At 43.0% G+C, this 26070-nt stretch carries 34 protein-coding genes, 1 other RNA gene and 1 pseudogene; 27 read left to right on the forward strand and 9 right to left on the reverse strand.

Annotated features, from left to right (window positions below):
- Positions 1–63 precede the first annotated feature (63 nt).
- Both GSF13_RS12265 and grpE read left to right on the forward strand, forming a co-directional pair.
- Complete coding sequence (locus tag GSF13_RS12265; protein ID WP_211868536.1) at positions 64–999, forward strand: HrcA family transcriptional regulator; 936 nt, start codon at positions 64–66, stop codon at positions 997–999.
- A 65-nt stretch (positions 1000–1064) separates the two neighbouring features.
- Positions 1065–1682 carry a nucleotide exchange factor GrpE gene (gene grpE, locus GSF13_RS12270; RefSeq protein WP_102056533.1) on the forward strand — a complete coding sequence of 206 codons (618 nt, stop codon included), beginning with the start codon at positions 1065–1067 and terminating at the stop codon, positions 1680–1682.
- 66 nt (positions 1683–1748) lie between these two features.
- On the opposite strand, the pseudogene GSF13_RS12275 reads toward grpE, so the two are convergent.
- The 3 genes and pseudogenes from GSF13_RS12275 to GSF13_RS12285 form a co-directional block, all read right to left on the reverse strand.
- Positions 1749–2788 (reverse strand): annotated as a pseudogene (locus GSF13_RS12275) (tetratricopeptide repeat protein).
- A 97-nt stretch (positions 2789–2885) separates the two neighbouring features.
- Positions 2886–3566: a transporter substrate-binding domain-containing protein gene (locus GSF13_RS12280; protein WP_237116936.1), complete on the reverse strand. Its 681-nt coding sequence runs from the start codon at positions 3564–3566 to the stop codon at positions 2886–2888.
- 221 nt (positions 3567–3787) lie between these two features.
- A complete protein-coding gene (locus GSF13_RS12285) occupies positions 3788–6496 on the reverse strand; it encodes a CHASE domain-containing protein (protein WP_211868538.1) in 2709 nt (902 codons plus the stop codon).
- Between the two features lie 724 nt (positions 6497–7220).
- On the opposite strand from GSF13_RS12285, the gene GSF13_RS12290 reads away from it, so the two are divergent.
- Positions 7221–7751 carry a hypothetical protein gene (locus GSF13_RS12290; RefSeq protein ID WP_211868540.1) on the forward strand — a complete coding sequence of 177 codons (531 nt, stop codon included), beginning with the start codon at positions 7221–7223 and terminating at the stop codon, positions 7749–7751.
- A gap of 132 nt (positions 7752–7883) precedes the next feature.
- Positions 7884–8711 carry a hypothetical protein gene (locus GSF13_RS12295; protein ID WP_211868542.1) on the forward strand — a complete coding sequence of 276 codons (828 nt, stop codon included), beginning with the start codon at positions 7884–7886 and terminating at the stop codon, positions 8709–8711.
- Positions 8712–8729: 18 nt separating this feature from the next.
- Here the strand turns inward: GSF13_RS12295 and GSF13_RS12300 are convergent, their stop codons facing one another.
- Both GSF13_RS12300 and GSF13_RS12305 read right to left on the reverse strand, forming a co-directional pair.
- Entirely contained in the window at positions 8730–9908 is a 1179-nt protein-coding gene (locus tag GSF13_RS12300; RefSeq protein ID WP_211868544.1) for a site-specific integrase, read from the reverse strand.
- Positions 9860–10090 carry a hypothetical protein gene (locus GSF13_RS12305; RefSeq protein WP_167310201.1) on the reverse strand — a complete coding sequence of 77 codons (231 nt, stop codon included), beginning with the start codon at positions 10088–10090 and terminating at the stop codon, positions 9860–9862. The genes GSF13_RS12300 and GSF13_RS12305 overlap by 49 nt, the downstream gene beginning before the upstream one ends.
- 171 nt (positions 10091–10261) lie before the next feature.
- On the opposite strand from GSF13_RS12305, the gene GSF13_RS12310 reads away from it, so the two are divergent.
- The gene (locus GSF13_RS12310; protein WP_211868546.1) at positions 10262–10420 is read left to right on the forward strand and encodes a hypothetical protein; all 159 of its coding nucleotides are present in this window, start codon (positions 10262–10264) and stop codon (positions 10418–10420) included.
- A 526-nt stretch (positions 10421–10946) separates the two neighbouring features.
- A complete protein-coding gene (locus GSF13_RS12315; RefSeq protein ID WP_138580525.1) occupies positions 10947–11228 on the forward strand; it encodes a hypothetical protein in 282 nt (93 codons plus the stop codon).
- A gap of 106 nt (positions 11229–11334) precedes the next feature.
- On the opposite strand, the gene GSF13_RS12320 is transcribed toward GSF13_RS12315, so the two are convergent.
- Positions 11335–11769, reverse strand: a complete 435-nt coding sequence (locus GSF13_RS12320) for a helix-turn-helix transcriptional regulator (RefSeq protein WP_138580526.1) — start codon at positions 11767–11769, stop codon at positions 11335–11337.
- Between the two features lie 159 nt (positions 11770–11928).
- On the opposite strand from GSF13_RS12320, the gene GSF13_RS12325 reads away from it, so the two are divergent.
- From GSF13_RS12325 to GSF13_RS12365, 9 genes are read left to right on the forward strand one after another with little or no spacing between them, the layout of a single operon-like run.
- Positions 11929–12291 carry a helix-turn-helix domain-containing protein gene (locus tag GSF13_RS12325; protein ID WP_138580527.1) on the forward strand — a complete coding sequence of 121 codons (363 nt, stop codon included), beginning with the start codon at positions 11929–11931 and terminating at the stop codon, positions 12289–12291.
- On the forward strand, positions 12288–12524 hold the full coding sequence (locus GSF13_RS12330; RefSeq protein ID WP_211868548.1) for a hypothetical protein: 237 nt from the start codon (positions 12288–12290) through the stop codon (positions 12522–12524). The genes GSF13_RS12325 and GSF13_RS12330 overlap by 4 nt, the downstream gene beginning before the upstream one ends.
- The gene (locus tag GSF13_RS12335) at positions 12521–12736 is read left to right on the forward strand and encodes a hypothetical protein (RefSeq protein ID WP_211868550.1); all 216 of its coding nucleotides are present in this window, start codon (positions 12521–12523) and stop codon (positions 12734–12736) included. The genes GSF13_RS12330 and GSF13_RS12335 overlap by 4 nt, the downstream gene beginning before the upstream one ends.
- Entirely contained in the window at positions 12720–12959 is a 240-nt protein-coding gene (locus tag GSF13_RS12340) for a hypothetical protein (protein ID WP_211868552.1), read from the forward strand. Before GSF13_RS12335 ends, GSF13_RS12340 begins: the two co-directional genes overlap by 17 nt.
- A complete protein-coding gene (locus tag GSF13_RS12345) occupies positions 12956–15013 on the forward strand; it encodes a hypothetical protein (RefSeq protein WP_211868554.1) in 2058 nt (685 codons plus the stop codon). Before GSF13_RS12340 ends, GSF13_RS12345 begins: the two co-directional genes overlap by 4 nt.
- On the forward strand, positions 15004–15195 hold the full coding sequence (locus tag GSF13_RS12350) for a hypothetical protein (protein ID WP_010606451.1): 192 nt from the start codon (positions 15004–15006) through the stop codon (positions 15193–15195). The genes GSF13_RS12345 and GSF13_RS12350 overlap by 10 nt, the downstream gene beginning before the upstream one ends.
- The gene (locus GSF13_RS12355) at positions 15192–15761 is read left to right on the forward strand and encodes a hypothetical protein (RefSeq protein WP_211868556.1); all 570 of its coding nucleotides are present in this window, start codon (positions 15192–15194) and stop codon (positions 15759–15761) included. The genes GSF13_RS12350 and GSF13_RS12355 overlap by 4 nt, the downstream gene beginning before the upstream one ends.
- 25 nt (positions 15762–15786) lie before the next feature.
- Positions 15787–16341 carry a hypothetical protein gene (locus tag GSF13_RS12360; RefSeq protein WP_211868557.1) on the forward strand — a complete coding sequence of 185 codons (555 nt, stop codon included), beginning with the start codon at positions 15787–15789 and terminating at the stop codon, positions 16339–16341.
- Complete coding sequence (locus tag GSF13_RS12365) at positions 16328–17002, forward strand: hypothetical protein (RefSeq protein ID WP_211868560.1); 675 nt, start codon at positions 16328–16330, stop codon at positions 17000–17002. The genes GSF13_RS12360 and GSF13_RS12365 overlap by 14 nt, the downstream gene beginning before the upstream one ends.
- A gap of 11 nt (positions 17003–17013) precedes the next feature.
- Here GSF13_RS12365 and GSF13_RS12370 read toward each other — a convergent pair whose 3' ends face one another.
- On the reverse strand, positions 17014–17976 hold the full coding sequence (locus GSF13_RS12370) for a hypothetical protein (RefSeq protein WP_211868562.1): 963 nt from the start codon (positions 17974–17976) through the stop codon (positions 17014–17016).
- 356 nt (positions 17977–18332) lie between these two features.
- Between GSF13_RS12370 and GSF13_RS12375 the strand changes: the two genes are divergently transcribed.
- The 12 genes from GSF13_RS12375 (at position 18333) to GSF13_RS24930 (ending at position 23812) form a co-directional block, all read left to right on the forward strand.
- A complete protein-coding gene (locus tag GSF13_RS12375) occupies positions 18333–19175 on the forward strand; it encodes a major capsid protein P2 (RefSeq protein WP_211868563.1) in 843 nt (280 codons plus the stop codon).
- The gene (locus GSF13_RS12380) at positions 19175–19480 is read left to right on the forward strand and encodes a hypothetical protein (protein ID WP_211868565.1); all 306 of its coding nucleotides are present in this window, start codon (positions 19175–19177) and stop codon (positions 19478–19480) included. The genes GSF13_RS12375 and GSF13_RS12380 overlap by 1 nt, the downstream gene beginning before the upstream one ends.
- 2 nt (positions 19481–19482) lie before the next feature.
- Entirely contained in the window at positions 19483–19629 is a 147-nt protein-coding gene (locus tag GSF13_RS12385; protein WP_211868567.1) for a hypothetical protein, read from the forward strand.
- On the forward strand, positions 19629–19832 hold the full coding sequence (locus GSF13_RS12390; RefSeq protein ID WP_069019859.1) for a hypothetical protein: 204 nt from the start codon (positions 19629–19631) through the stop codon (positions 19830–19832). Before GSF13_RS12385 ends, GSF13_RS12390 begins: the two co-directional genes overlap by 1 nt.
- On the forward strand, positions 19801–20193 hold the full coding sequence (locus tag GSF13_RS12395) for a hypothetical protein (RefSeq protein WP_249122777.1): 393 nt from the start codon (positions 19801–19803) through the stop codon (positions 20191–20193). The genes GSF13_RS12390 and GSF13_RS12395 overlap by 32 nt, the downstream gene beginning before the upstream one ends.
- Entirely contained in the window at positions 20183–21130 is a 948-nt protein-coding gene (locus GSF13_RS12400) for a hypothetical protein (RefSeq protein ID WP_138583325.1), read from the forward strand. The genes GSF13_RS12395 and GSF13_RS12400 overlap by 11 nt, the downstream gene beginning before the upstream one ends.
- A 2-nt stretch (positions 21131–21132) precedes the next feature.
- Complete coding sequence (locus tag GSF13_RS12405; protein ID WP_211868569.1) at positions 21133–21729, forward strand: hypothetical protein; 597 nt, start codon at positions 21133–21135, stop codon at positions 21727–21729.
- Positions 21726–22046, forward strand: coding sequence for a hypothetical protein (locus GSF13_RS12410; protein ID WP_010606462.1), 321 nt, complete (start codon positions 21726–21728; stop codon positions 22044–22046). The genes GSF13_RS12405 and GSF13_RS12410 overlap by 4 nt, the downstream gene beginning before the upstream one ends.
- Positions 22043–22798, forward strand: a complete 756-nt coding sequence (locus GSF13_RS12415) for a hypothetical protein (protein WP_211868571.1) — start codon at positions 22043–22045, stop codon at positions 22796–22798. The genes GSF13_RS12410 and GSF13_RS12415 overlap by 4 nt, the downstream gene beginning before the upstream one ends.
- A gap of 10 nt (positions 22799–22808) precedes the next feature.
- Positions 22809–23087 (forward strand): hypothetical protein, encoded by a 279-nt coding sequence (locus GSF13_RS12420; RefSeq protein WP_249122778.1) that lies wholly within the window; start codon positions 22809–22811, stop codon positions 23085–23087.
- A 9-nt stretch (positions 23088–23096) separates the two neighbouring features.
- On the forward strand, positions 23097–23564 hold the full coding sequence (locus GSF13_RS12425; protein ID WP_249122779.1) for a hypothetical protein: 468 nt from the start codon (positions 23097–23099) through the stop codon (positions 23562–23564).
- A 113-nt stretch (positions 23565–23677) separates the two neighbouring features.
- Positions 23678–23812 carry a hypothetical protein gene (locus GSF13_RS24930; protein WP_274517155.1) on the forward strand — a complete coding sequence of 45 codons (135 nt, stop codon included), beginning with the start codon at positions 23678–23680 and terminating at the stop codon, positions 23810–23812.
- Between the two features lie 175 nt (positions 23813–23987).
- Here GSF13_RS24930 and ssrA read toward each other — a convergent pair.
- Positions 23988–24344, reverse strand: a transfer-messenger RNA (tmRNA) gene (ssrA, locus tag GSF13_RS12430).
- Positions 24345–24522: 178 nt separating this feature from the next.
- On the reverse strand, positions 24523–24990 hold the full coding sequence (locus GSF13_RS12435; protein WP_211868573.1) for a hypothetical protein: 468 nt from the start codon (positions 24988–24990) through the stop codon (positions 24523–24525).
- Positions 24991–26070 lie beyond the last annotated feature (1080 nt).

The raw sequence follows: 26070 nt of genomic DNA on the forward strand, positions 1-26070 counted from the left end.
TGCAAGATTATATTAAAAGCGTAGTGCTTGAAACTGGCAATTGACACCCATATTAAAATAATTATGAAACTAAATCCCAGAGATGAACAAATTCTGTGTGCGGTCATGCGCCATTATTGTAATGGTGAAGGGCAGCCTGTTGCATCCAGCAAAATAGCAAAGCAGGACGGCCTTGCTATTTGTTCTGCAACCGTACGCAATGCAATGGCAAGACTTGAAAATCAAGGCTTATTGTATTCGCCGCACACGTCAGCTGGCCGCGTGCCCACCGATCAAGGTGTAAAATTCTGGCTACAGGAGTTTTTTCCTCTGGCTGATGTTGCCGTTCATTGGCAACCAGATCAATCCGCAATAGTCTCTTTTGCCCACTTATTGAGCCAAAACTTCCAGGTCTGTTGCTGCGTGGGATTACCACAAGTTAGCAGCAAACAAATGTTCCGTGTTGAAGTGCTCGATTTTGATCGTAAAAATTGGCTGGTCCTGCTGTTAGACAGAGCGGGGCAATCACACAATATTTGTATAGATAAACCCGTTGATGACTCCGACGCGTTGCGTTACCAGTTCGCGGCTTGGATGAATACTGTATTCAGTCAACAAACTTTAGTTGAAGGGTTGCACCGAATGCGCGCCATGGCACACTGCGCACCGCCGAGTTGTCATCATATTTTGGCCCAGTGGACTAAGCAGTTAAGTCAGCAATTAGGCTCAGATAATGCGATTGTTGTGGGCGAGCGCTACTTATATAACCGCCTAGAGTTGGATAGAGAGATTAATCTTGGCGTCGGATTTTTAGACCAAGTTGAAGACCGCTTGGCGTTTAAAGACGGTGTATCCGTGTTACTTGGCGAAGAGCTAAGCATGCTCGGTTTACATCGCGTAGTGGTGCTTAGTGTGCCGTATTTCTCCAAAGGAGAATATCAAAGTCGCTTTTGCGTCATTTGCCCTGCGGATTCAAAGATCGAAGCTATCTTGTCGGAATTCAAAAAATTGCCGCAATAAAGGGTTGAAACTCTCATTTCAATCCCCATAATTACCGCAGTTGTAAAGAATCGGAGAATCACCACATGTCTGAGCAGACAAAAGCCCCAGAGCAAGAGCTTGAACAAGAACAAACACAAGCGGAAGCGGAAGTTGTAGAAGCACAAGCAGAACAACAAACTCAGGAAGAGCAGGCAGAAAATGCGGGTGAGTTGAGCCCAGAAGAAGAAATCGCTGGTCTGTATGCTGAGCTTGAAACCGCTAAGCAAACTATCGACTCACAAAAAGATAGCGTTGTTCGCGCCGCTGCTGAGCTTGAAAATGTTCGTCGCCGTGCAGCGCAGGATGTTGAAAAAGCACATAAATTTGCGCTAGAAAAGTTCTCAAACGAATTACTACCTGTAATCGATAACCTAGAGCGTGCGATTGAGTTTTCTGACAAAGAAAACGAAACGTTAAAGCCAGTGCTTGAAGGTATTGATATGACTATCAAGACATTTGCTGATGCCCTTGCTAAATTTGGTGTTGAAGCGGTAAACCCGCAGGGTGAAGCATTTAACCCAGAGCTACACCAAGCAATGTCAATTCAGCCGAGCAATGATGTATCACCAAATACTGTGCTTGCTGTGATGCAAAAAGGGTATACCTTAAACGGTCGTCTATTGCGCCCTGCGATGGTGATGGTCTCTAAGGCTGCTGAATAAGCAAATTCAATTTGAAAAAGCCGCTTATTGAGCGGCTTTTTTGCGTTTAGGAACGAATGTATTCGCTTACCAGCTACACAGCTTCACTCTATCAAACCAAGGGCTTGAAAAAGACTTGGCTGTGATGGGGAGGGGAGCCGTTACTTCGACGCCTAACTCTTTTGCTAAATATCTATGTACTAGTAGCTTTACTTTATCGCTTTCTAACTGGGTATATGCCAGTTGTAACGCTTGCTTAGTGCTTTGGTTGGGCATCTCCCCTCGAGTTGTTTATAGCGCGCCTCAAGCCATTGTAGCCAAGCTTGTTTTGATTCGTTTGGAAAGGCTGTGGTTAGGGTAGACGTGGGCCCTTGTAAACGTTCGTAGTTCACGATTTGTTTTTGAATAAGAAAGACAAACATCAAGTTAATCCCCGCTGAGATTTGACCCGAGCGTTTATCAACGGCTTGATAGCCCAACAGAGCATGGCGAAAATACTGCTCGGCTTCAAATACTCGACCTTGATCAAGTGCGAGGCTACCCAAATTGCTTTCGATCATCGCAAGTACCGGGGTTTGCTTTAACTCCTCAGCTAATTTGCGTGCTTTGGCATACAATGTTCTCGCTTTTTGGTAGTCATCTTGGTTGCGGGCAACTAGCGCCATACTGTTAGTCAGCGTAAGTCGTTGGCGGTCATTTTCTGCATATTTGTAGGCACACTTAAGACTAGTATCAGCATCATCAAGGTATTCTTGTCGGCGTAACCAAATCCCTAGCGCACTCAAAATGGTAGGGAGGTTGGCTTTAAAAAACATGTCATCTGGATACAGAAAGGTCGCGTTTATTGAGGTATAGAGCCTATCAACTTTGTTTGTTGGTACAGATGCACGAGCGCTCAGCAAATGCCACTGAATAAATAACGGTACAGGTACATCTTGCAGTTGCTCTAAACTGTCGAGAATAATCAAGGATTGTGCAGGGTTAACCGTTAAATAGTCGCTGGCCTCGTCTAGCTTACTTTCAAAATATGAGAAGTCTTTCGCCAACGCATGTTGGCAAAAATAAAATGTACAAGTTACAAAGAGTAAAAACCGAACCAAGCAAATCCCAACCACATTTTTGCGCATCTATTAACTGTAGTCGGCAGTAACAAATAGTTCCAAATCAATTACGACAAACAGCATTATACAAAGATAAGCAACAATGTAGAGGTTACCTCTTCAATTATAAATGGGGATCGGAAACGTGATGAAAAGAAAACAAATTGTTGAGTTCACTCTGGTGCAATTCAATTAGCCGATTAATATTTTCAAGGTCTACAGTGGTTAAACTGACTTTGCTAAGCATATAGCTAACCGGAGTTCTATTCGCCTCGATACCAGAATAGATAACATCGGTATACTCTTTGGCTTGAATAAAGTGCTCGCCCGCGAGCTTATCTTCAACAACATAATCAACTCGCTGTTTACCCAACATTTTAAAGCGGCGAGCGGCATTGGGCAGGTGTACCAGCTGATCGTTATAAAAGTCTTGGATCAGTTTTTCAAAGGCAATTCCATAGTAGCTGCCGGCATTCAGAGCAAATGTGTTTCCTGCAAGGATCAACGACTCGACTTCGCCGCCAATTTTTGGTTTTTCTTTATGTTGGAATAATGCCATGACTTCTTGGCGGTAAGGTGTAGTGAAGTAAGCAAACTTAGCTCTAGATGCCGTTTTGGTCGCAGCCATTAGTACATCTACCTTACCTACCTTTAACTCTGCTAGCATTCTCGCTGAAGTGGGATAAAAGACATATTCCAAGCAATAAGATGAGTCGTTAAACAAGGTGTTTAGCGCATTAATCTCTAAACCAGAGACATTACCTTCTTTACGGGAAATATAAGGAGGCCACAGTGTTTCGTTCATTCCTATGCGCAAAGTTTTGCTACATTTCGCTAAAGTTTCAAATGCCCAAAATGTGATAAGTAAACTAAGTAAAAGTGATATAGAACATTTCATGGCGTAAATCTCTGAGCGTTTTATAAAGCATGCTTATTTTATCAGCAAAGGAAGACTGGTACACGTGTTTTGTTAAACGATTAAGAATGTTTAATGTATCCGCAAAGTGTTTTTTGCTTCTTAATTTATTATTGTACATTGCGGCTCTGTGCGAGTACGGTCGCTATGGTATTGATAAGCTCAAGCTGCTCTATGGGTTTGGCAACATAACCATCAAATCCGACGCGCTCATACAAGGCTTTGTCTTCCGCAAAGGCATTTGCAGTCAATGCGATTATTGGAATATTGGGATCCTTTCTTTTGAGACGCTTGCAGGCTTCAACGCCATCCATTTCAGGCATTTGAATATCCATAAGTATTAAGTCGGGTTTGTTTAGCTCGAATTGTTCAATGGACTCTTTACCATTATTCGCAATCGTAATATCACCATTGGCTTTACTAATCATAGAACGCACTACCAGCTGGTTTACTGGATTATCCTCAGCCAGCAATATGGACGTACCGCTCAAGTCTGCTGCTGTTAGCGGATCGCCTTTTGGTTGCTCTGATGTACACTTAGCCTTTTGCAAGGGCAACTCGATGCTAAATTGACTGCCTTCTCCGACAGTACTTTCTACTTTTATCGTGCCGCCCATCAGGTCGATTAGGGAGCGGGTGATAGAAAGGCCGAGCCCCGTACCACCAAATTTTCTGGTGGTGGACTTATCCGCCTGCTCAAATCGTGAAAAGAGTTTTTTGATTGTGGCTTCTGTCATTCCTATGCCGGTGTCGGCAACGGTGATAAGCATACCTGAATCATTTTGAAGTGGTTTTATATGGGTAATAATACTACCAGTTTCAGTAAACTTAATGGAGTTTGACAAGAGGTTAAGCAACACTTGCCTGACTCTGACTTCGTCTCCAAGCCAAAACTTATGCTCAAGTTCAACGTAGATCTTAAGTTTTAATCCCTTGTTTTTTGCCAACACTAAGAAATCTGAGCGTAGGTGTTCAACCAACACCTCAATATTAAATGGTCGTTCTTCAAGCTCAATTCTACCGGCTTCAATTTTAGAGAAATCCAAAATATCGTTGATGATAGTATTAAGTGCCTTAACCGAGTAAGTCGCCTTCTCAAGTAGGTTGGTAGCGGTGCTGTTAAGTGGTTCCGACTTTAATAGTTGTAATGTGCCGTATAAGCCATTCATGGGGGTTCGTATTTCATGACTCATATTCGCCAAAAAGACGGCTTTGGCTTTGGCTGCTTGCTCAGCTGCTTCTTTGGCGTGCGAGAGTTCTCGCTCATGTTTGAGCTGCTCAGTGAGATCTAATGCGATGCCCAAAAACCCATCAATATTGCCGTGTTCGTCGGTCAAGGTTGTTACATTTAACTTAATTTGAACGTGTTGATTTTGCTTAGTAACGTAAGTCCATCGACTAGTATCTACCACACCTTGTTTGGCTTTGGCGACAAACACTTCAAATCCAGGTTCAATGACTCTGCCAAGCTCTTCCGTTAACGCTTTTGCTCTTGCTATGACCTCTTCCTCAAGATGGAAAATGGCAGGGGATGATTTACCAATGAGTTCATCTTTTTTGTACCCTAATAAACGCTCAGCTGCAGGGTTAAACTGGGTAATGATACCGTCAGGATCGGTGGCAACAATGGCATAACCCGAACCTTCAACAATGCTGGTGTGAAGTTGGCTGTATTTTACGATTTCTTTAGTTCGTGCTTTTACTTCCTGTTCTAATGAAGAGTTCAGTTTAGCAAGGGACTGTGCTTTTTCTTCTTCGGCTGCTAGCTTTTCCTTTTCTGCTAAGCGCTGACGCGTAAAGCTTAAAAGCAGAATATAAGTGATGATTGCCAATAGCGCAGACACCAGCAGCGCAACTTGCAAAATGGTATTAGGAGAGACGAGATTGAGTGAACGGATAAATTGCGGAGTTGGCCAAATTTTTACTTCCCAAGTACGACCAAACAAGTTGACCTGTTTAGCCACTGAGTTATCCAACTCGTTAATATCTTCTTTTAGCACCTGATAAAATGGTGTGTTTTCATCGTTATTGGTTACATCGGAAATTTGAATTGAAACATCTTGTCGAAAAGACAACAAAGTCGACAGGATCTCATCGATAAGTAACGGGGAATAAGTCCAACCAACTAAGTTGGCTAACCGATTTTCTTCATTTGTTGCCATACCAATAGAGGTATAAATTGGCGCGAGTATCAAAAAGCCGTATTTAATTTTATTGTCGGCTTGCACTAAGGTAATTGGGGCGGTAAGCCTCGGCTCATTGGCAGTTGCAGCTTCTATTGCTGCTGTTCTACGACTAGCTTCGGAACCTATATCCAAGCCGACGGCTTTATCGTTGTTTACTTCGGGTTCAATGTACTGGATAACAAATTTGCTGGTGCTATGTGGGTTTAGCGTTTTGATGGAGAATGTTCTGTCTGTACGCTCAGCTTGTGCTTGTTGCACAAAGCTGCTTACGCTATCAACGGGGACATATTTGATGATCCCCACGCCACGAGCCCCAGAATATTCCGCTTGGAAGTCAAACGACCTGATATAACGCTGCATCGCCTGGTAGTCAAAGCTGTGTTGTTGATTCGCATAAATTGCAGTGCGAAGCCCTAAAATACCGTACCAATACAGCGTAACGCGCTCGTTTACACCCTCAGTCACATGGTCAAGCCGTGAGGCAAGTGCCGCCGCTACCTTTTCAGCATGATGCTCCTTTTCTTGCTCATATAACACCAGCCCATAAAGCATACTGCCAACTAACACGAGTAGTGCAGCAACAAGTGGCAAAAATCGGCTCTGGCGAACTGTGTGAGCATTCGCTAACGACACGCTATATTCCTTACGCTTTAAATCTAATCAATATGTTAGTCCAGATAGCATAGAATTGATAGTGATTACGGTGAAGTGACAATCCCGAATTTATGCCTAAATTGGCTCAATAAAGACATATTTTGAATTGTTATTTGGATAAATTGTAGATTGAAATCGGATAAGCCATGTGACCATAAAAGCTAAAATAAATATGCGGATTTTGGGCTTTATATAAATGTGGTCACGATGTGGACATTTTTTTAGGATGAAATGTGGATGTTTGCCCTGAAAACAAAAAAGCCAGTTAAAGCATATTGCTCTAACTGGCTGTTTTAAAACGCTAAAATTTGGTGGAGCTGGGGGGATTTGAAAGTAAACCAAAATCAGGTTTAATTACATGTAATTAAAGGGGTTTTTACATTCTGCGTTCATTTGGGGGCAAAAAAATACAATTTCAGGTTGAAAACAATCGTGAGGCCGTATAGATTTCGAGGCTGTTTTTAAAGCAAGGATGTCGTTACGGTGACCAAATTTATCCAATTCTTAAGTGAATTACCAAAGGAGTTTAGCTTTTCTTTTTTAATTGGCTGTCTTGTTTTTTTTGCAAAGTATTTTTTAGCCTATCTAAACAGGAGGCACGCGCTGATAATTCAAGAAAAAAAGCATATAATGGATCACAAGTATAGGATGCAAGCCATAGCAACAAGGGCTGTACGAGTTTCACAACGTAAGGACACAGTAAATGATAATTGATTTGAAAACCATCACAATATTAGTAGCGATATGTACACTATGGCATATAGCGACAACTTGGTATGCACTTTCTAAAAGAGAAAAGCTTGCGACCAAAGTTGATAACTATTTAGGCTCGGAGGGTGCACCCAAAAGGGCTAAGCAGTTTGTTTTTGTCGCGTTTGATTTAACAGATATGCCGTTTGTATTTTCACGGATTTTTATGGCTGCATTGAAAGGCCTTCTCAATCCTAGTACACAAGATGAAGTTGAAACGCTAACAACTAACCGATTCAAAAGTAGTCTAGAAAAAATGTCAGAAGCTCAAAAGTCAGAGTTTAATCAAGTGATGTTATCTTGCTTTCATCTCTACTTTAAACGATCACCTATCTCATCAAGCTTAGTTATCTTCGCGGTATTCATTGCGTTAATCGTTGCGCTTTTCATGGATAAATTCATTAGTACAAACAACTTAGAAACACTAGTAATAAAGTCTGGTCAGGGTATAGTCGCGAGTAGGTTTGGGATGGCTTATGTCTAAAGTTATAAAGCCGCTGTTTAGTGGCTTTTACTATTCACTCAAAGATAAAAGGTTTATATCTCATTATATAAGCCAATTATAGTTACAAATTTAAATCGTTTAAAATATCAGGACACTAGAGAAGTTAAGCTTATGGCAGTCAAAAAGAAAAAAAAGTGTTTTATAGTTACTCCCATCGGTGCTGAAGGAACGGAAGTTAGGAGATCAGCTGATGGTTTAATTGACTCTGTTATCAAGCCTGTCTGTGAAAAGCTTGAGCTAGAAGTATACGTTGCGCATAGGATTGAAACTACAGGTTCAATTACTGGACAAGTGTTAGAACATGTTTTAGAAGACGACTTGGTTATTGCGAATCTAACGACGTTAAATCCCAATGTAATGTATGAACTGGCCGTGAGGCACTCAGTCAGAAAGCCTGTTATTTCACTTGCTCAAGATGGAACTAATTTACCGTTTGATATTTCAGATGAGAGAACAATTTTCTACCACAATGATATGGCTGGAGTACATAGATTAACTCCGATATTGGAAAAAATGATTTGTGAGGCGTTGGAAGACAATGAACCTGATAACCCAGTGTATAGGGCAGCAAAGAGTCAAGTAATGAAAGAGACCCACCCACAAGAAGATTTTCAATCTTACATTTTGGAAAGGTTAGAACGATTTGAGTCATTACTTCAGGCAAATAACTCCATAAGTACCGATAAATCTCGCCTTAGAGATATCAAGTATAGTATGACGGGATTGTTCATTCCAAAAAAAGAAGTCGTAGAGTTTGATGATAAGTTTTCGAACTTTACGAGAAAAGTTCTCCATTTTTACCCTGAAATTGAAATTCAAGTATCAGATAGTTCTGTCTACATCGAAAACTTGCGCGGTAATCAAGTTAAACTTCTTAGGCAACTTATGGACGATTCTGGTCTTTTCAAGAACGCATGGGACTATAGTTCTACCAGTTGAGTGTTGTAAAGCCGCTAATCAGCGGCTTTTTCGTGTCAGTTTCAAATCATGCTCTTTAATGTAATTACCATAATGTCTAAAGAGCATTTCGGGTCCATCGTGTCCCATTTGGTCAGCAACCCACCATAAGTTGCGCCCTTTACTAATGAGCATGGTGGCGAAAGTGTGTCTTGCTTGGTAAGGGTGGCGGTAACGAACGCCGCTTTTCTTAAGTACGGGGATCCAAATATTTTTGCGCAGTTGTGCTGCACCGGTTAACTGTTTTTTGCTGCGTGGTTCAATAAACACATACTTGCCGTGTCCTGTAACTTCTTTTTGTGACTTGAGAGCTTCAAGCGCCAAAGGGGGCAGTTCAATAACGCGATTACCTGATGATGTCTTAGTGCCTTTGGTAATGGCCTTTTTATTGGTGGAGTCCCAAATCACAGCTTCACACACTTTGATTTCTTCGTTGATCAAGTCAACATCAATCCATTGCAGTGCTGCTGCCTCTGACGGTCTGATACCCGTGTAAAACAGTACAGTGAGTAAATGGCGTTCAGGCTGGTTTCTGCAAGCATTTAAAATTGCTTCAATCTCTTTTGGCTTAAATGGGTCTACGTCTTCATGCTGGCCGCGAGTAGACACCTTTTCGACTTTATCCATATACTGATGTGGCTTTACTGAGGTGCATGGGTTTAGCGGTAATACACCGTCAACTACGGCTTCATTCATTGCTGAATTTAATACGCTTAAACGGTTACGCATGGTTTTTAACGAGACGGTCGAGTCTTTTACCAGTTGCTTAACATTGGCAGGGGTGAGGTTGGCGGCTTTGATATGATGTAAAGGCGATAATGCTCTAATCGCCTTTTCATAGCCCTCAATGGTAGAAACGCTTAAACCGCGCTTTCTACCATATTTAACGTAGTCGTTGAGGTAATCTAAAACCGTGGCCGTGGACTTTGCTGCAAACTTTTTGGCCTTGGGTGAGTTTGGGAAGTAATCACCATAATTAAACTTCCCAAGCGTGATCATGCGCTCAATTTCCTTTTTAAGCCCAAAGGCAAAATCCCAATCACCTTTTAATTCAGGATTTAATCCTGGTAAAGCTTCTCGGCAGCGTTCGTCCTGATAAAAGAACGTTATATACAGGCATTCACCTGACTTTAGTTGGCGTGTAAATACGCCGACGCGCTTGTTTGTCCCGCTGCCCACTTGTTTACCTCTTCAATGTTAATCCAACGACCTTTTGAACCACGCGGAACGTTATAGTGTGTTCCCTTTATCCAGTGTTTACGCCTGATCCGTTCGTCTAATGTGCCTTTCTCCTCTCCGTATAACCTTAAGTACATTTCCTGCGGTATCCATGAACCGATACAACCCATTTGATTTAACATATCTGTTCTCACTATTTAACATTGTTAGTCTCTGATATGATTACAGTACGATCATTCAGCTTGTAAAATATTATGTAATTATATCAAGCATGGTCAAGTTTTTTGTAATATTATTTTGATTGTTTCTAATTTTTCTTATAAATTAGATTCATGCTATGAGGAGATATAGCTATGCAAAGTTGTAAAAAAATACAGAATTTAACAAAGGCTGAATTGCTGAAAGTAGTTGGTGGAACTGGTGGAAGTGGACTAGATCCGGTGGATGAAAAGCCTAAAGCTAAGTCCTATATTGCTGTGCGCAATTCAGGTGACTCAATTAAAGGGGATTAATTTGTATAGTCCGTTTGAACAGTTGTTAATATCTATAGGCGAGCATGTTGTACTCGCTTATGTTGTATTATGGCTGGTTTATCTGTGCGCTTTTAGAAGGCTCGATAGCTACAGTGTTAGCTTAAGTTGTTTAGTAGTCTTCTCTTTGCTCATGAATGTGTTGACTCCTTATTTGTATACCATTGCAACGGAGTACAGGGGAGGAGTCTCAAAAGCAATATGGCATTTCTCATTCGTTTCGATTTACATTTTATCAATGCATATGACTAGAAATTTGCATGACAAGTTTAAATTGAAGCTTACAAGGATAGCCATGGCAGCTATATGCCTATATGCAGTTCAAGCTGTTATGCATTTGATGCGCTTGGCTGAGAAACTGTTCCTTGAAACAAACTACTTGTCACACTTGTATACGTTTGTTGTTGTTAGTGTTAACATTATGTTTGTTTTTATTGCTGTTGCGTGTATTATCCGCACGATGCAAAAGCAAAATTTGTTGAAAGAAAGCGTATAGACGGTGTTATAAATGGATTTCGTTACTAATTTAGTTTTGTTTGTAGTTGCGCTGGCTTCAAGTTATTTGATATTCAAAGAGCTTGTTGCTGCAGGGCTTTTATTCAGGGCTTCTTGTAAGAGCATTGAATATTCAAATGTTGTCTGCTTGGATACTTATGTAAAGGGCAGAGCTATAGGGTTGAACGCAGAGGCCGTGAGTTCTGGTAGTTTGGCCGCTCAAATAATAATGCTAAAAAAGAGAGACGAAGTTCTTGCTCAAATTGAGAAAACGAAAGGAAGTAAAAATGGTTAAGCTGTTGAACATAGAAGAACTAATGAAAGTTTCTGGCGGCAATCCTATCAGACTGCCAATTGGGACAAGCCCATTTGATCCAAAGTAGTACAAATAAAAAGGCTCATTATTGAGCCTTTTTTAGTTTGAATAGTTTGTTTTCTAACTCTTCTTTCCGTTGTCTGTTTAGGGCAGATATCACGTCGTAAGCTTCTGCAATTCTGTTTTCACCCATTTTCTCGTAAACTCTAAAAAAAGAAACTATCTCTTCATCACTCAGGTCATCAAGCCTTGCGAGTGTTTTGAATGCTTCGGTGAGGGCTTGTGCATCTATGCTATGCTTGTTGTCACTAACTGGTTCACTAATTAACAGTGAAACGTCTACGCCGAATAGCTTTGCTAAAGATTCAAGTTGAGCGTCAGATGCTACCTTTCTCCCACTGAAGTAATGGCTAACGCCTCCTTGAGTCTTAACGCCAAATATACCCATTAAGTCTTTTTGCTTTATACCTTGTTCTTTCATCAGGTATTTAACTTTACTTAACCAGTTTGGTGCTTCCATCAAAAACTTACCGAGAATGTAATTTATAAAAAGATATTACAGTTCAATTGGTTTCCAATCAAATCCCATATCTGATCAAAAAAAACGTATTGCTAATATATCTCTAATATATTACATTCATTCTTGAGTTTGCTTACAGGTAAAATTACAGGAGGGATTGTGAAACTTATTGACTGGATAAAAGAGCAGAGCGATTCAAGAGCAAAGAAGCAAGAGTTGATAGCTTTTCTCGGTAAGTCTGAGGCTGCTGTAACCGCCTATATATATGGATATAGGAGAGTCCCAGATGATATTTCCAATAAAATATCCCAATTCACAGGCGGCGAAGTTTCTGCTGAGGCGTTAAAGGAACAGTATCAAATCTTCAACGACAGAGATGGGTCTTTTGCTCTGTCACCGCTAAAAGGGCGCAGAGTTGGAAAGCCGATTTTATCTGTCTGCATAAACGCGAGTCATGATGAGAAAGTGAACTTTTTAACGGCTGTTGCAAATGAGATTGCACTTGAGGGCGGGCAGCTATGAGCCAGTACATTGTCGAAGTGGATCAGCTAATTGACCCAAACGAAAACCCCGAACACTGGCAGCGTCAGGCTAGAAAAATTCGTGAAATCTTCAACGAAGCAAAAAGCCGTTTTCCAAACCCAATGCCGAAAGTGCAGCCAAAGCAAGAAGTAAACATTCCGCGTATTCACGGCAATAGCCCGTTACAAGGTTTGGCGTATGCTCGAATTCTCGCAAAAAAGGGTTGTATATGACTCGCACCGAATTTGTGAACGATACCGCGCAGCTCAATGCGTTTTCAAACAACCGCAGCCAACCAAACGAGGCAGACTTTGCCTTTGCTGAAATTGTTACCCAACAACACGAAGAAGCGCGCGCCGCCAGCGGCCGCACAGATGGTATTTGGTTAGCCGCATCAGTTAACACCTGTTATGTAGAGGAAATTGATTATGTGTCCACCAAATAGAACTTCACGTTCAGCGGGAAAAAATAGCTGTCCGTTTTCAACATTAGAAAAACAGCAAGCATTAAAGGCAATTGAATACAGCTTACCTATGTCCTATCTAAATGAGAATGACAGAAAGCACCTAAAAGGCATTGCCAAGAAGTTGAGGCTAATTATTGAGTCAGAGCTTGAGCCTAAGAAAAACAATGAAGAAATAGGCGTATCGTCAGACGACCAACAATGAAAAACCAAGTAACAGATTCTATTCTCCATGAAGCAATCCAAAGCGCCCAGCAAGGCGCTTTTTTTCGTGATTCAATTCCAGACGTCTCTGAAACGGATATCGAAAACTCGATAACGTGGCAGGAGTACGTTGAATCATTTGCTCGATCTAATCGCGAAGCGCAAGCCCCGCAGGGGATTGAAAAAGCTAGGCTTGTCATAAGCTGCAAAAGTCAGACACGGCCAAAACCGCATGAAGTTGCCACTCAAAAGCAAATCAAAGAGCGCCAGAAGCAGCTCAAGCTAGACTCGTTACGAAGCGGTGTCATGCGTACTCTGAGCAAAGAAAAACGCGCAGAATACTTAGGGATCCGCGATGGTGAGTGTTTAGATTTTGATACCGGTGAAGTTCGTCCGATTTATGAGTCATTCGTTGATGCCGGTCATTTTGAATCGCCCGTACTTGGCAGGATTGAACGCGAGCCAAACACCAAGTCGAATGCCAAGCCAAAAATCGTAAAGCCGCATTACCAAAATAACCGCGCTCACTTCCAGTCTAGAAACTGGAGTGATGATTTTCGCATTGTTTGCACTCAAATGACCTCAACCAGTGACGCTCCTGACGCAAACACAGGTGAGCGGATTACGCGATCCCTTACCAGCCGAGCGCGAGGAAAAATTATTGATAGTGGTTTGTACATGCAAGCCGTAAAAGGTGGATATAGCGCATTTTTAACCGTGACGCTTGATGAGGCAGCCCGTAAAAAACTCGATGAAAAGCACTATAAAAAAGACCGTGGCGGGAAAGAGGGTGATGTGATTTCCCCCTGGTATAACGCGAACGGTGAAAAACTAGAATTTGAATGTGCAGAGAATGACGAAATCATTGCTGATGGCCGCTTCACTTATGTGAAGTTTGACTTTGCCACGATTGGTGAGCAACTGAGCCCATTCTTAGATTCGATGGGAAAAATGCACAAACGGGGTTGGATGTCCACCCGAGGCCTATTTAAAGAGTTTGTGAAAACAGACGTATTCCACAATAACGAGCGTCTTTATCCGTGGGGCATTGTTGAATGCATTGAACAGTGCGAAGCACGCGCAATTACGAATAAAAAAATGGAAATCTGCAAGATTGAATGCGAGCAAGATCCAAAGAAAAAGCCCGTGTTCGATTATATGTGGGTTGCCGAAGCGCCACGGAAAATCCATGAATCGCGCCTTTACCCGTTCGGTGAAAATGGCGAATTAGTCGAAGTTCAGTCTATCGGGTATCAAAACTATCACGCACACATGCTTATGCGCTGGAATGTGCCGCACCACCATTTTAGAGAGTGGGCGGAACGTGTGGAACGCCTTTGGGGTAAGGGCATGGTGCATATTGAACGCATTAAAAGTCCTGCTGCGGCCAGCTCTTATTTGCTGAAAGCGTTGGGCTATATGTCCTCAGATAGCAAAGGTGATCAGGGGGAGATTAGAGGCAATCGCTACAATATTTCAAAGTATGCCCGAGCCGAAGCATGGGAGAACTGCGCCACTCATGAAAGCCAGCACATGTACACGTTGATACAAGAGTATTTGCAATACCTTGAGGCAAAGCGGAAGCGTAAACGCAAAGTACAAAACGAGTTAAAAGAAACCATCGCTTTTCGTGAGCGGATTAAGCACCAAGAAACTACCACCAAGCGTGAGCGTTTAATTGAGCGCCTTACCGCCAAGATAGAGGCAATTAGCAACAGAGTTGAGTCTATGGGCAAAGAGCTAAATGGCAACTTTGCCCGTGGTGGTGTTGCCAAGTTTGCCAATGCCCGAGAGTTTAAGCGATTTATGGATAACGCGATTGGCGTTCGTGGCTGGCGGCTACAAACCATATTTAGCGTTGATTGTGATCAGGAACATATCAAGCAGCAGCGCAAAGAAGAAAACGCGGTGACAAAGATGCTCATCAAGACGCAGCAAGTGATTGATGAGTCGATTGATTCAGTGATGAGTTTTTATAGCAGATTTGAACGTATCAGCCCGCATGAAAGCGATGTTGATGCCCATTCTTTAGTAACGGGGGATATATGGACCTGATTTTAGATAACTTTAAACAATGCGTTCAGCTCAAGAAAAAGGCCGATTCACTCGGCGCTTGGGATATGAAAGAAAAGGTACAGCTGGCCGACAAGGCGGTTAATTTATCGTTTGGCGTAATAGGCGGTTTGATTGACAAAGTTGCCCAGCTTGAAAAACAAGTAGAGGAATTAAAATCATGAAGACCGTACCACTAAACGGCGGCACTGTGCCGCTTAGAACCAGCAAAAACCCAGTCTTAGGCGTGTTCCGTCATCACTGCGGGGAGATTGCAACCGTTCACCAACCTCAAGGCACTAAAAAGGCGCATTTGCGTTATTTAATTTGTGATAAATGCAAATGTGATCAGAGTAGCGGGGATGAGTATCAAGCAAAAATCCGTGCAAACATGCAGCCAAACATTGAAGCATTGTTGGCCGCAGAGGGTGAGCCTGTGTCGGTTAAATTAATCGAAAATACCGTGACTGAGATTGAGCCAGAAACCAATAGTGATGCGGTATTAGACCAAAACCAACTGGTTGAAAAGCTGGATGAAGTGACTGAACTGGTAGCTGTAACCGAACAACCGACAACAACCCCATCAAACGTGGTTGCCGAGGTTGTTGAGCAATTAGCGCCTGAACCTAAACCACAACCAATAAATAACACACCTCAAAAAGCAGCTAACGACCCAATTAAACCCCTAAAACTCGTGTTAAGCGCGATAGGTGGCGGTGTTGTGGGTTGCTTACTCGCACTTGCAAGATAACTAATATTTTTTTAAAGGACAGACCATGACTGAAGTAATCAATACAGAATCGACAGAAACCAACAACGATGCGGTACTAGAGCAAAACGAGCCAATCCAAACAGAGCAGATTAACGAGTATTCTGCGGCTGCAATGGCCGCTGAATTAAAAGAGTTTGATGCAGAGCAGGAACTCGACTTTGATCCAATGTCCGCCATTGGTGCAATGCCTGAAGAAATGCAACAAGCCGCGCTCACACAAGTAAAAGATGCAGTGATCAGTGATGAAGGAGCAGAAGCCACGGCCGCCGATGCAATGGATATGCTTGAGTCGTTACTTCAAGACCATGGGCATGAGCGCTTTAGCATTGCAGACGGTAAGAAAAAACAAGGTGCCAAGCGGCTAAAACCAATTATTCAGAAGTATGCGCCAGCGGCATTGGATATGTTTGGTAGCTACAAAGATGAGATCATGGCCGCCATGTTCTTTGGCTCATTCTCTTTTAATGCCACTAAACAAATTAAAGCGCTAAAAATGGCCGATGCTCAAGCGAATGCGGAGGCTGAACCTGCGGAGGAAGCAGCACATGCAGCCAATTAATGCGAATAATACGCTAAATGCTGAAAATTGTTTGTACGTGGGCGGTACTGGTTCTGGCAAAACCAGTGCCGTTAAAATGTTGCATACCACAAAGGCGACAGACCAGATTGTATTTTGGGATCCTCATGAAGATTACGACGAGTTTAAAGGACGTAAAGTTAGGCGCTATCGTTCCTTTTCTAAGTTCTTCAATGCCTTGCTCGCTGGCAGGAAAACAAATCAAGGATTTAAGGTTGCACTTACAGTGCCAGAGTCCCGCAAGAACTTTTTAAAATTTTGCGAAATAGTAAAAGGCTTTGGTAACGGTAAGCATAAAAAGCGTTTGCACGTAGTCTGTGAGGAAGTTCCACAAGTCACGGAGTCTGTGGGCAAAGAAGTTGGCGCATATGGTTGGCTGTTAAGCGTAGGGCGTAAGTTTGGTTTTGTGATCCATTCCGTAGGGCAACGAGTGGTTGAAATGAGTAAAACAACGCTCTCACAGTCACAGTTCAAATGGGTTGGTTATCAAGAGTCTGACGCAGACGCAAACCGAATGGCTAAAGAGACAGGCGTGCCGCTGAGTGATATTGATTCACTTATCCCGCTGGAATATTACTTTAAGTCTCCTGGTCGAGGGAACTATAAAAAAGGGAAGTTGAGTTTCAGAAAAAAAGCCGCTTAGAGCGGCTTATTCTATTCTGTTGCTATGTAAAAGAGCTTATTCTCAATTGGAATATCATCACCAGATATCGCTGATGGTTCAAAAAACTCGATCACTAATTGATACTTACTCATTTCGACTGGTATAGAAAACTCTAATTGATTGAAAATGTTAAGCTTATCCTGTGTATAAATGAAGTTAACTATCGGGCGCGTTAAAGTTGTGTCAAATTCCCTGTACATTGAGATACTTATAAATTGACGGGGTCCGAGACCTGCTGACGTCTTCAGTTCTAACAAAAATTCATGGATTTTGTTTTTACTAACAGTTATTACAGACTCTTCTGCGTAGTACTCATTGTTATAACATAAATGGCCTAGATGCACAGTCTCATTACGCTTTACTTCATTCTCGAAACGAAGCTCAGTTTGATTGGTGGATTTTTCTACTGACGCCCTTAAGTTGGTTAGCTCTGTAACTAACTTCAGCTTCTCTTGTTTTAGGTGTTCTAATTCTGTTTCGGATGAACCTTGAGACTTATTCAGAGCGGAAATTTGTTCTAAATAGTCTCTCTTTTCATTATCTGAGTTTTGTAATTGATGTATTAGTTCTCTGTTTCTCTCTTTTAGCTTCTGCGTTTCATCCTGCAGTTGGTCATGTTCTATTTTATCCACATACTCTTTCCAACCTAGCTTTTTGAGAAGTGAAGCGTATAAATAATCCCATGAACGCTTACATATTTCCGCAAAGTTATTAAGTGAGTGTCCAAAAATAACGACGAGAAATGTCATGAATAGAGGCCACCAAAAATAAAGCTCAATGCCTGTGTATTGAAATCGCTCTAGTTTTAAACTGAATTTAAGCGGTTCAAACATAAACCAACCGAATGCCTTCCAGTTCCAAACAACGAACAACCAAGAAAAGGTAAAAAGAAATGGATTTGATATTCGCTCTTTGAGCGAATCCACGAACCCTTGTGTATCAAAAGCAGACATTTGATTCCTTTGTAAATGTAAATTTCTGTTAATTTAACCTAATAGGTTACCCCTGCCAACACCCCATTGACGCTAACCGAAACACTTCTCTACGTTAAAAAGCACATTCACCACAACGAGAGAACACTTAACCATGAATCAAATATATCTAGCAGTAAGTACGGGCTCTGCGGTTGTGGCGTTTGTACTTGTAAAACTTCTATCAGGAAAGCAACAACCAAAGGGACATGAACCAAATGAATAAAGCGATGAAAGGACATTTGATTACTGCTGGTATTGCGGCGGTTATCGCGGCGGCAGTGGTATGGGCATCAAACAACGTTGATGCAGTCGAAGACGTAATTGGGTAATTCATCATGAGTGTAATTAAGCATTTTAGACCGTCGGTATTGCAGTTGCCATCGCCAACGGGCAGCAACTACAGTGAAGAGTGGACAATCAAGCTTCAGGCGGGTTTAACCTATCATTCGATTGAGTTGGAAACCAACCTAAAGCACGTTGAGACCATTAAAAAAATCACGCTGGATATTGGCGGTACGCCTATCGTGCAAGTGACTAACAAAATGTTGGATTTGCTAGACACTATGTATGAAAAGTTCAAACAAACAGGACGTTTTGTATTGGACTTTAGCCAACACGAGTACCGTACACATGGCGGTATCTTTATGACTGAGTTGGTTACGTTGCTAACGGATGACGTCACCCTAAAAATTGAAGTCGGCACTAAAGGTGCTAGTGACCCAACGTCACCCGTGATTATGGGTAAGGCGTTTGTGACGGACACTAACCAGCTAGGCCGTATCTTTAAACCAACACGATACGAATTAACGCAACATGCTGCAGCTGCGGGTGAGCACTCTTGGACAATGCCAAACACGGGTCCTAATCGTTGGGTGCAAAAAATGGTGTTTGATGAGTCAGAAGTCAAAATCACCAAAGTCCGTATTAAGCGCGGTGGCCGAACAGTTGAAACGCTAACCCGTGAAGACATCGACTATCAATTGCAGCGCTACAAAGGCGTGAAGCCTCAAGCGGGTTACTTGCTGTTGGATTTCACCCTATTGGGCTTTGGCTCAGCCAATGCAATACCAACACTCGGCCTTAACTTTGAATTTGAAGTGGACAGCAACGGCGCGATTAAAACCTATGTTCAAGGTTTTGACCAAGTGAAGCCGTTCCCCGCTCCTAAGGGGGCGTAATGTCTAACTTTTTGCCTGAGTTCTTATCAGACGGACTTGAAAGCGTATCAGGCTGGTATAACGAGTATGTTGATCCACACCTAGGCAAAATTGACGAGTTACTTGGGATTGGTCGCACAGCATACGAGCAAGAAGCCGCGAAAGACCCTGAGGTGTTGAAGCGAGCTGAGCCAGTCAAAGGTCGAAATAAGGATGGTTCGACTGTGGTCGCGCAACCAAGCGTACAAATGCCGTTTAGCCAAAACACCATGATTTTTGGTGGTATTGGTGCGGCAATTATATTGGTCTTACTACTAAGGAAATAGTTATGCCTGTATTTGTTTGGCCGCTTGTAACAGGGATTGGTGGTTTAATCGTGGGTAGCTCAATGGGCAGTTTGATGCTCTCCGTGGTTAAAATCGCCACCGTTGCAGGGCTAGCCTATGGTGCGTTTTTGTTATGGGGGCAAGGCTAATGCTTCCCCTGCCACAAAACTTTACCAATACGGGGCAAATGCCGATTAATGGTGGTCATGCTAAGTCGGGGAACGGTGACACTGTTTATAACAATCACACCCGATTTGGTGGCATGACTTACAACAAAGGCATCCCACAGTGGGCAATTTTTGCGGCCGTTGGTGTGGCGCTTGTACTGGTATTTGGCCGTGCAAAGCGTTGAGCTAACTGATTCGGTTTTACGTGTTCTGCGCCCCGCGCTTTTTAATGCGATAGGGACAATTAAACGCGAGATACGACAAGGAATATCACAACTTCACCAAATAGGGCAATTGTACGTGGTGACGCGCAAGGAAGCGCAAGAGTTGGTGATAGTCGCGGTCGCGGGGCGCAACCTTTTAGATGCAGTACCATCGCTTATTCGCTATGCGCAAGAGATGCAATGCAGCTCAATACGGTGGCATACACGTAACCCTGAATACATTCGGCACGGATTTGCCAATTTACCAGCACAGCTGGTTGAAAAACGAAGAGGGATTTTTCATGACGAATACGTTTATAGGTTGGTGTTAAATGGGCGGTAAATCCAAAAGCAGTCAAAGCACTTCAACCAATCAAACCTCTACCAGTGTCGTCAACGATGGTCAGTTTGCAGGGGCGAGCAATGTTGATGCAAGTCGTACGGACATACGTAATGACTACGACATAGACAACTCAGTTCGCAATGACTTTGATATTGATAACTCAGTGCGTCAAGACATAGATAATTCAGTCGAGCAGCGCTGGAGCGATTCATTTAACACTGACAATTCAGTCACAAATGAAATTCAGCAAGATATTGATAACTCAGTCACCAACGAATACGACCAATCACAGGAATATAGCGACTCATTCAACACTGATAACTCTGTTCACAATAACGGTGAATTTGCGGGTAATAGTGGCGTTGTCAATATTCTAGATGGTGGCGCGATTGATAGGGCGTTTGATACCGCAGACATTGCTATTCAGCAAATGGCAGGACTAAACGCAGACCTAGCCGATGTGTACAGCAAAGCGCTGAGCGGCACAACCGAACTCAGCATTGAGCATTTAGCACAAGTGACAGGCCAAAGCATTGGCGCAGTGACCGATCTAAGTGCTGATTTAGCAGACACACTATCTCAAGGCTATAACAATGGTCTTGCGACAGTGAGTGAGCTATCTAGCGATGTGATAACAGCCAATCAAGAGTTGGTAGCGGCAATGTCGGGTGATTTAACGGCGGTGCATCAGTCCAATATTGAGCACTTAACGGGGACGCAATCAAGCGTGACTGAGTTCCTCACCAAGTCACAAAACGAGAATGTGAAAGCAAACTCGTTGGCTCTGGATAGAGTGGCTGCGCTTGCAAAAAGCACATCGTTGCAGGGGCAGGATTTAGTCGCGCAATCGGCTAGCAGCATGATTAAGTATATCTCAGTCGCGCTGGGCTTAACGGTTGCCGTTGTTGCAGTGGCACTGATAGCAGGGAAGAAGTAACGATGGCAAAAATAACCATAGCAGCTAACTCGGCTCGTTCGGTAAGCACCGCGGCGCGTTGGTTATCCATTATCAATGCGTCCGACACCTTTGCAATTGAGTGTAATGCATTTACGGACGTAGTGGGCGCGGTTGGTCGTCAATATGATTTAGAAGACATTTCCACGGTCACGTTCATCAATGAAAGTGATGAGTTGCTGCACATAGAATATGAAGTGGCAAATCTTCGGATCACTTCAACGGCGTCTAACAACGTCAAAATCACGAATGCACTGACCATTGCCCGAGTACTGGACACATTAAACGTGCGTGCGGTTAATGTGTCGGCCACTCGGTTTAATTCATTGGATGACATCATTATTGAACCCCATAGCCGCAAGCGGTTAGTGGTAGACAATGAGTTACGCCATGAGCTGATAATCAAAAATATCAGCGTACACAATGAAACCGTTCGTGTTGGCGGTAGTGATTGCGGGGCAACCAACGGCTTGCCAGTTGTTAAAGGCGGCACACTTGCACTTACTAATGGTGCTGAGATTTACGCCTATAACACAGGTGATAGTCAGGCAAAACTTAGCATAGTTGAGGTGTTGCAATGAGCTACTTAGTTGAGCCAATGAATACCGATGTGCTGGCACAAATACTCATGCAAATTGACCCCGCGCAAACTGATGCGGTGACACTCATGCACGGTATTGCCAACTCGCAAACGGCACTTGCAACGGCGGTAACTGGACTGCTCACCCGCGAGCTGCAAACGTGGCGTGATAACAATGTACTGACCAATATTGTGAGCCAAAACGCAGCACAAAACCTAACACTAGGCGCTGATCTGAATGCAGCAACGGAAACACTAGTCGAACTCTCAACCGTTCGACTAGAACAGATTAACGAACAAATTAAGGATGATGTATGAGTGATTTGCAAAACATGGCTGATTTAGTCAGCACCGGCAATCAATTACTAGACGACATTCGCGGCGGCGCAATCTCGCGCATGGCGCACGAACACCAAGCGCAACAAGTTGAGTTCAAGAGCGAGAATGATGCAAAACAGGCGGAATTTGCACAAGCACACAATGCGCAGATGCAGCAGCATGATACAGCTGTTGCCAGTCGACGTGCGGCATTGGATGCGGTATTAGATGATTTGGCGGGGCATACCGTTATGAATATTCATTACTATGATAGAGCAATACACTCAAAAGAGTCTTTGAATATTAAACCTGATCCAAATGATGACACTCGCAGCGAGTGGGTTAGGGTTCCGTTCTCAGGTTTAAAACCTTTTTGCTATGACCATGTTGGTGGTAGAACAGTCGTACACGCCGCTATGTGTAGTGCGAGACCTCCAGGTTATCCAGATTTTGAGTTAGACCAATCAGTTTCTCGTATTCAGTTTGTTATTGCGAATAGAGATGCCAGTTCAGCCCAAATAAATAGCATTTTTGATTCGGGTACTGTTTTTGGTGCATGGGATGTTAACGCTAGGACGCTGAAAATCCCAGCTATCAATATTGCGAATTTGCATGGTTATAAATGTCTATTTGTTCGGTTTGTTAATCACGCCTATCGAGCTGGAGATACTGCTCAGAGCATAATTGAATTTGGCGGTAACTCAAAATTTGCAGTGGACAAAGTAATTAACTATCCGCGTATTGCCAAGTAAGGAAAATTAAATGTTTATAAATACAAATAATGGCGATGTTGCGCTAGATGAAAACTGTCTGGATGCCCTTAAGGCAAAAGGTTATTCGACTGACGATGCAACGGCACTTATTAAAGGTGCAATGGCAAAGCATGAATTAAACACCGTGTTACAGCAACGTCAACAAGCCTATAGAGCCGAAGCGGATGCGCTATTTTTAGCATGGCAATATGACCAAACGCCAGAAGCGGAACAGGCATGGCGTGACAAGGTTGCCGAAATCAAACAGCGTTACCCAAAACCCGCTTAGGCATAGACCATGCCTAAGCATCTAATCGCAATAGGATTTGCAGTAGTAGCAATAGGGATATTCTTAATGGAACGACCAAACTTAAACGTTCGGAACAATAACCCGCTCAATATCCGTGAAAATGGCACGGATTGGGAGGGGAAAGCAGGGCATAGCGGTGGGTTTGTGAAATTCACCTCTCCTGAGTACGGCTTTCGGGCTGCATATCGCACGCTAATGACATACCGAAACCACCACGGTTTAGACACCATTGAGGGCATTGTCAGCAGATGGGCGCCAGATAACGAAAACCACACTGAGGGTTATATCAACTACATTCGTGAGAAGATGGACTTACAACCAACAATCACGAATTTCTGGAGCGATACCGTACCACTCGAGCGCTATGCAGAACTCATGTTACACATGGCCAACATGGAAGGTGCAAAAGGCGCGTTTACCATTGAACAGGCAAAACAAGGGATTGTATTGGCATGAATGGTAAATGGTTAATCACAACAATCACGGGCGCGGTACTTGGCGCGTTTGTTGTCTATCAGATAAAGAAACGCACAAAGGGAATTTTAGACGACAATTAATAAGGAAATGTCATGACAGAGAAAGTGAAAAAAGCTGCAACATCGAAAACGTGCACAGCTATTGTTAGTGCAGTGGGTGGTGCTCTGGCAGTAACTAACCCAGAGATTGCCGCAGTGCTGAAAGCAGTGTTACCACTGTTCTTCTAAACTGAAATACTTGATTGGAAGCCGCTATATGCGGCTTTTTTTGTGCATTATTCTCGGGGGCACACTGGGGACATTCCACGCCCAGATCTACCCCATATTGAACCAATTCCCAAACCATAAATAAACAAAAACCCCATCAAAAACAGTGCTTTGATGGGGTTTCAGTGTCGCTATTTGGTGGAGCTGGGGGGATTTGAACCCCCGTCCGGAAAGCGTCGACCTTCGGTCCTACATGTTTAGTATCGTCTTTTGGTTAACCTTTAAATCTCGGACGAACACGATAAGTAAAGGCGAGGCCGCTTAGTTTTAGCCCTTCAACCCCGGCCAGGGTTTCCGTAGCGATCTTGTGTAGGGTGACACTCCAGAACCAGATCCACAAGAATATCATGGAGGAGTGCTAGCGGGCTATTATGCCGCTAGAGCGTAGTTATCGTCGTTTGCGATTACTTTAAATACGGCTTTTTTACGAGGCCAGCCGCACCTCGACATGCACCTTAGGCTTCTTGAATCCCGTCGAATCCTAATCAGCCCCTGAATAAATTCAGTACTGTTAGTGTCTATACATCTAACTATGTCTCGCATTATACATAGGATTAATGTCATTACAATGGCTTATCATGCCATTTGCTGATGATTTAACGAAGCAGAGGCGTGTTTGATTAATTACTCACCGATTGTTGAACAAGACCGTAAGTGTTGAATATATGCGACTAAGCACTTGCAAAGAATCGTCCTTTGCCACCATATTGATAGTTCTCTAAAGTATTGAGCAGCTTTTCAGAAAATTGAATTTCTGTTTCTGAACGGCCACTCCGGCGGGCCTCTCTTAAGCTGGCTTTTTGTATGGCGATAACGTCGATTTTTTCATTCTCGGCTTGTGAAATGTCGGCAGGAGAGGGGAGTCCACTCCTCTGACTTAGACCTTGCTCAACAGCAAAATAATGTAAAGAAAGCGAAGCATGCTGCCCTAAATCCAATATTCCTTCGTCATACAGCGCTTTGGATGCTTGAGAAAGCTCTGTTTTGGTGATGTGGGTAAAGTCGAATTGCGCTTCTTTGGTATGGCTATCTGTTGCCTCTGACGCTGGCAAAACGCTTCCCTTCGCTTCATTTTCGATTGATTGCGCGCGTCGCACCTGAGCCTGATTATATAGCATTGCTTGGTGTTGAACTTTCATTTAGCAAATCCTTCTGAAATATGTATAACAACTTCAGCAAGGTTTATGCCCAAAAGTGGCTCAACAAACCTAGGATATTGGTTTGGTTTAATATTATGGGTTTAAATCTATGTACGTAGAGGGAGCAGTTGGGCATATAGCCCGTAGCAGCGACTTTACGTCGCGAATCTTTTAGGTTAGATATCTTTAATTGGCTTTACAGTTCCTATCGCGGGATAAACCCGCTGCTACGAGGTTGGCGTAGCTGTGACTTTACGTCGCAAATCTCTTAGATTAGATATCTTTAATTGGTTTTACAGTTTTAGGCCGTACACATTGATCCGCCCATGAAGCGCTAAGCGCTTCGGCCGTCCAACTCGTAGCAGCGACTTTATGTCGCGAATCTATTTTGTCTCGAGACGGGTTTCAACCTATTAGACAGGGTATCTCCAAACAAAAAAACCAATCTATCCGTGAGAAAAAACGGATAGGTCTCAATCCCCTATGTGTGCGGGGTGTAACAGCGAGTCAGGTAAAGGTATATTTAACGTCAATAGTCTCAATCCCCTATGTGTGCGGGGTGTAACAGCCAGCGCCAAAGCGACTATTTTTAAAGAGCGAATCAGCGGTTTTCCGCTAGATATGGTCATTGTACTGCTATTTTTGATCTTGTGCTACTGGTTGTTAAATAAACTATAAGGTATTCATAAAGTTAACTTGCCGCTAGCTATGAGGGATTTTGATGAGAGCCTAAGGCTAGCGATAATGTACAGATCAAAAGCTATGGCATCAGCGCATTGTTGGGGGAAGGGCGTATAACTCGTAGCAGCGACTTTACGTCGCGAATCTTTTAGATTAGATATCTTTAATTGGTTTTACAGTTCCTATCGCGGGATAAACCCGCTGCTACGGGGCTGGCGTAGCTGTGACTTTACGTCGCGAATCTCTTAGATTAGATATCTTTAATTGGTTTTACAGTTTTAGGCCGTACACATTGATCCGCCCATGAAGCGCTAAGCGCTTCGGCCGTCCAACTCGTAGCAGCGACTTTATGTCGCGAATCTATTAAATCAGTTATCTTAAAGTGGCTTTCCAATTTTA

The sequence above is a fragment of the Pseudoalteromonas sp. M8 genome (assembly GCF_018141365.1).
Lineage (GTDB): Bacteria > Pseudomonadota > Gammaproteobacteria > Enterobacterales > Alteromonadaceae > Pseudoalteromonas.

Coding starts and splice junctions, on each gene's coding strand:
- GSF13_RS12265 (WP_211868536.1), top strand. CDS start 64: ATGAAACTAAATCCCAGAGATGAACAAATTCTGTGTGCGGTCATGCGC.
- grpE (WP_102056533.1), top strand. CDS start 1,065: ATGTCTGAGCAGACAAAAGCCCCAGAGCAAGAGCTTGAACAAGAACAA.
- GSF13_RS12280 (WP_237116936.1), bottom strand. CDS start 3,566: ATGAACGAAACACTGTGGCCTCCTTATATTTCCCGTAAAGAAGGTAAT.
- GSF13_RS12290 (WP_211868540.1), top strand. CDS start 7,221: ATGATAATTGATTTGAAAACCATCACAATATTAGTAGCGATATGTACA.
- GSF13_RS12295 (WP_211868542.1), top strand. CDS start 7,884: ATGGCAGTCAAAAAGAAAAAAAAGTGTTTTATAGTTACTCCCATCGGT.
- GSF13_RS12305 (WP_167310201.1), bottom strand. CDS start 10,090: ATGTTAAATCAAATGGGTTGTATCGGTTCATGGATACCGCAGGAAATG.
- GSF13_RS12310 (WP_211868546.1), top strand. CDS start 10,262: ATGCAAAGTTGTAAAAAAATACAGAATTTAACAAAGGCTGAATTGCTG.
- GSF13_RS12315 (WP_138580525.1), top strand. CDS start 10,947: ATGGATTTCGTTACTAATTTAGTTTTGTTTGTAGTTGCGCTGGCTTCA.
- GSF13_RS12320 (WP_138580526.1), bottom strand. CDS start 11,769: ATGGAAGCACCAAACTGGTTAAGTAAAGTTAAATACCTGATGAAAGAA.
- GSF13_RS12330 (WP_211868548.1), top strand. CDS start 12,288: ATGAGCCAGTACATTGTCGAAGTGGATCAGCTAATTGACCCAAACGAA.
- GSF13_RS12335 (WP_211868550.1), top strand. CDS start 12,521: ATGACTCGCACCGAATTTGTGAACGATACCGCGCAGCTCAATGCGTTT.
- GSF13_RS12340 (WP_211868552.1), top strand. CDS start 12,720: ATGTGTCCACCAAATAGAACTTCACGTTCAGCGGGAAAAAATAGCTGT.
- GSF13_RS12345 (WP_211868554.1), top strand. CDS start 12,956: ATGAAAAACCAAGTAACAGATTCTATTCTCCATGAAGCAATCCAAAGC.
- GSF13_RS12350 (WP_010606451.1), top strand. CDS start 15,004: ATGGACCTGATTTTAGATAACTTTAAACAATGCGTTCAGCTCAAGAAA.
- GSF13_RS12355 (WP_211868556.1), top strand. CDS start 15,192: ATGAAGACCGTACCACTAAACGGCGGCACTGTGCCGCTTAGAACCAGC.
- GSF13_RS12360 (WP_211868557.1), top strand. CDS start 15,787: ATGACTGAAGTAATCAATACAGAATCGACAGAAACCAACAACGATGCG.
- GSF13_RS12365 (WP_211868560.1), top strand. CDS start 16,328: ATGCAGCCAATTAATGCGAATAATACGCTAAATGCTGAAAATTGTTTG.
- GSF13_RS12370 (WP_211868562.1), bottom strand. CDS start 17,976: ATGTCTGCTTTTGATACACAAGGGTTCGTGGATTCGCTCAAAGAGCGA.
- GSF13_RS12375 (WP_211868563.1), top strand. CDS start 18,333: ATGAGTGTAATTAAGCATTTTAGACCGTCGGTATTGCAGTTGCCATCG.
- GSF13_RS12380 (WP_211868565.1), top strand. CDS start 19,175: ATGTCTAACTTTTTGCCTGAGTTCTTATCAGACGGACTTGAAAGCGTA.
- GSF13_RS12385 (WP_211868567.1), top strand. CDS start 19,483: ATGCCTGTATTTGTTTGGCCGCTTGTAACAGGGATTGGTGGTTTAATC.
- GSF13_RS12390 (WP_069019859.1), top strand. CDS start 19,629: ATGCTTCCCCTGCCACAAAACTTTACCAATACGGGGCAAATGCCGATT.
- GSF13_RS12400 (WP_138583325.1), top strand. CDS start 20,183: ATGGGCGGTAAATCCAAAAGCAGTCAAAGCACTTCAACCAATCAAACC.
- GSF13_RS12405 (WP_211868569.1), top strand. CDS start 21,133: ATGGCAAAAATAACCATAGCAGCTAACTCGGCTCGTTCGGTAAGCACC.
- GSF13_RS12410 (WP_010606462.1), top strand. CDS start 21,726: ATGAGCTACTTAGTTGAGCCAATGAATACCGATGTGCTGGCACAAATA.
- GSF13_RS12415 (WP_211868571.1), top strand. CDS start 22,043: ATGAGTGATTTGCAAAACATGGCTGATTTAGTCAGCACCGGCAATCAA.
- GSF13_RS12420 (WP_249122778.1), top strand. CDS start 22,809: ATGTTTATAAATACAAATAATGGCGATGTTGCGCTAGATGAAAACTGT.
- GSF13_RS12425 (WP_249122779.1), top strand. CDS start 23,097: ATGCCTAAGCATCTAATCGCAATAGGATTTGCAGTAGTAGCAATAGGG.
- GSF13_RS24930 (WP_274517155.1), top strand. CDS start 23,678: ATGACAGAGAAAGTGAAAAAAGCTGCAACATCGAAAACGTGCACAGCT.
- GSF13_RS12435 (WP_211868573.1), bottom strand. CDS start 24,990: ATGAAAGTTCAACACCAAGCAATGCTATATAATCAGGCTCAGGTGCGA.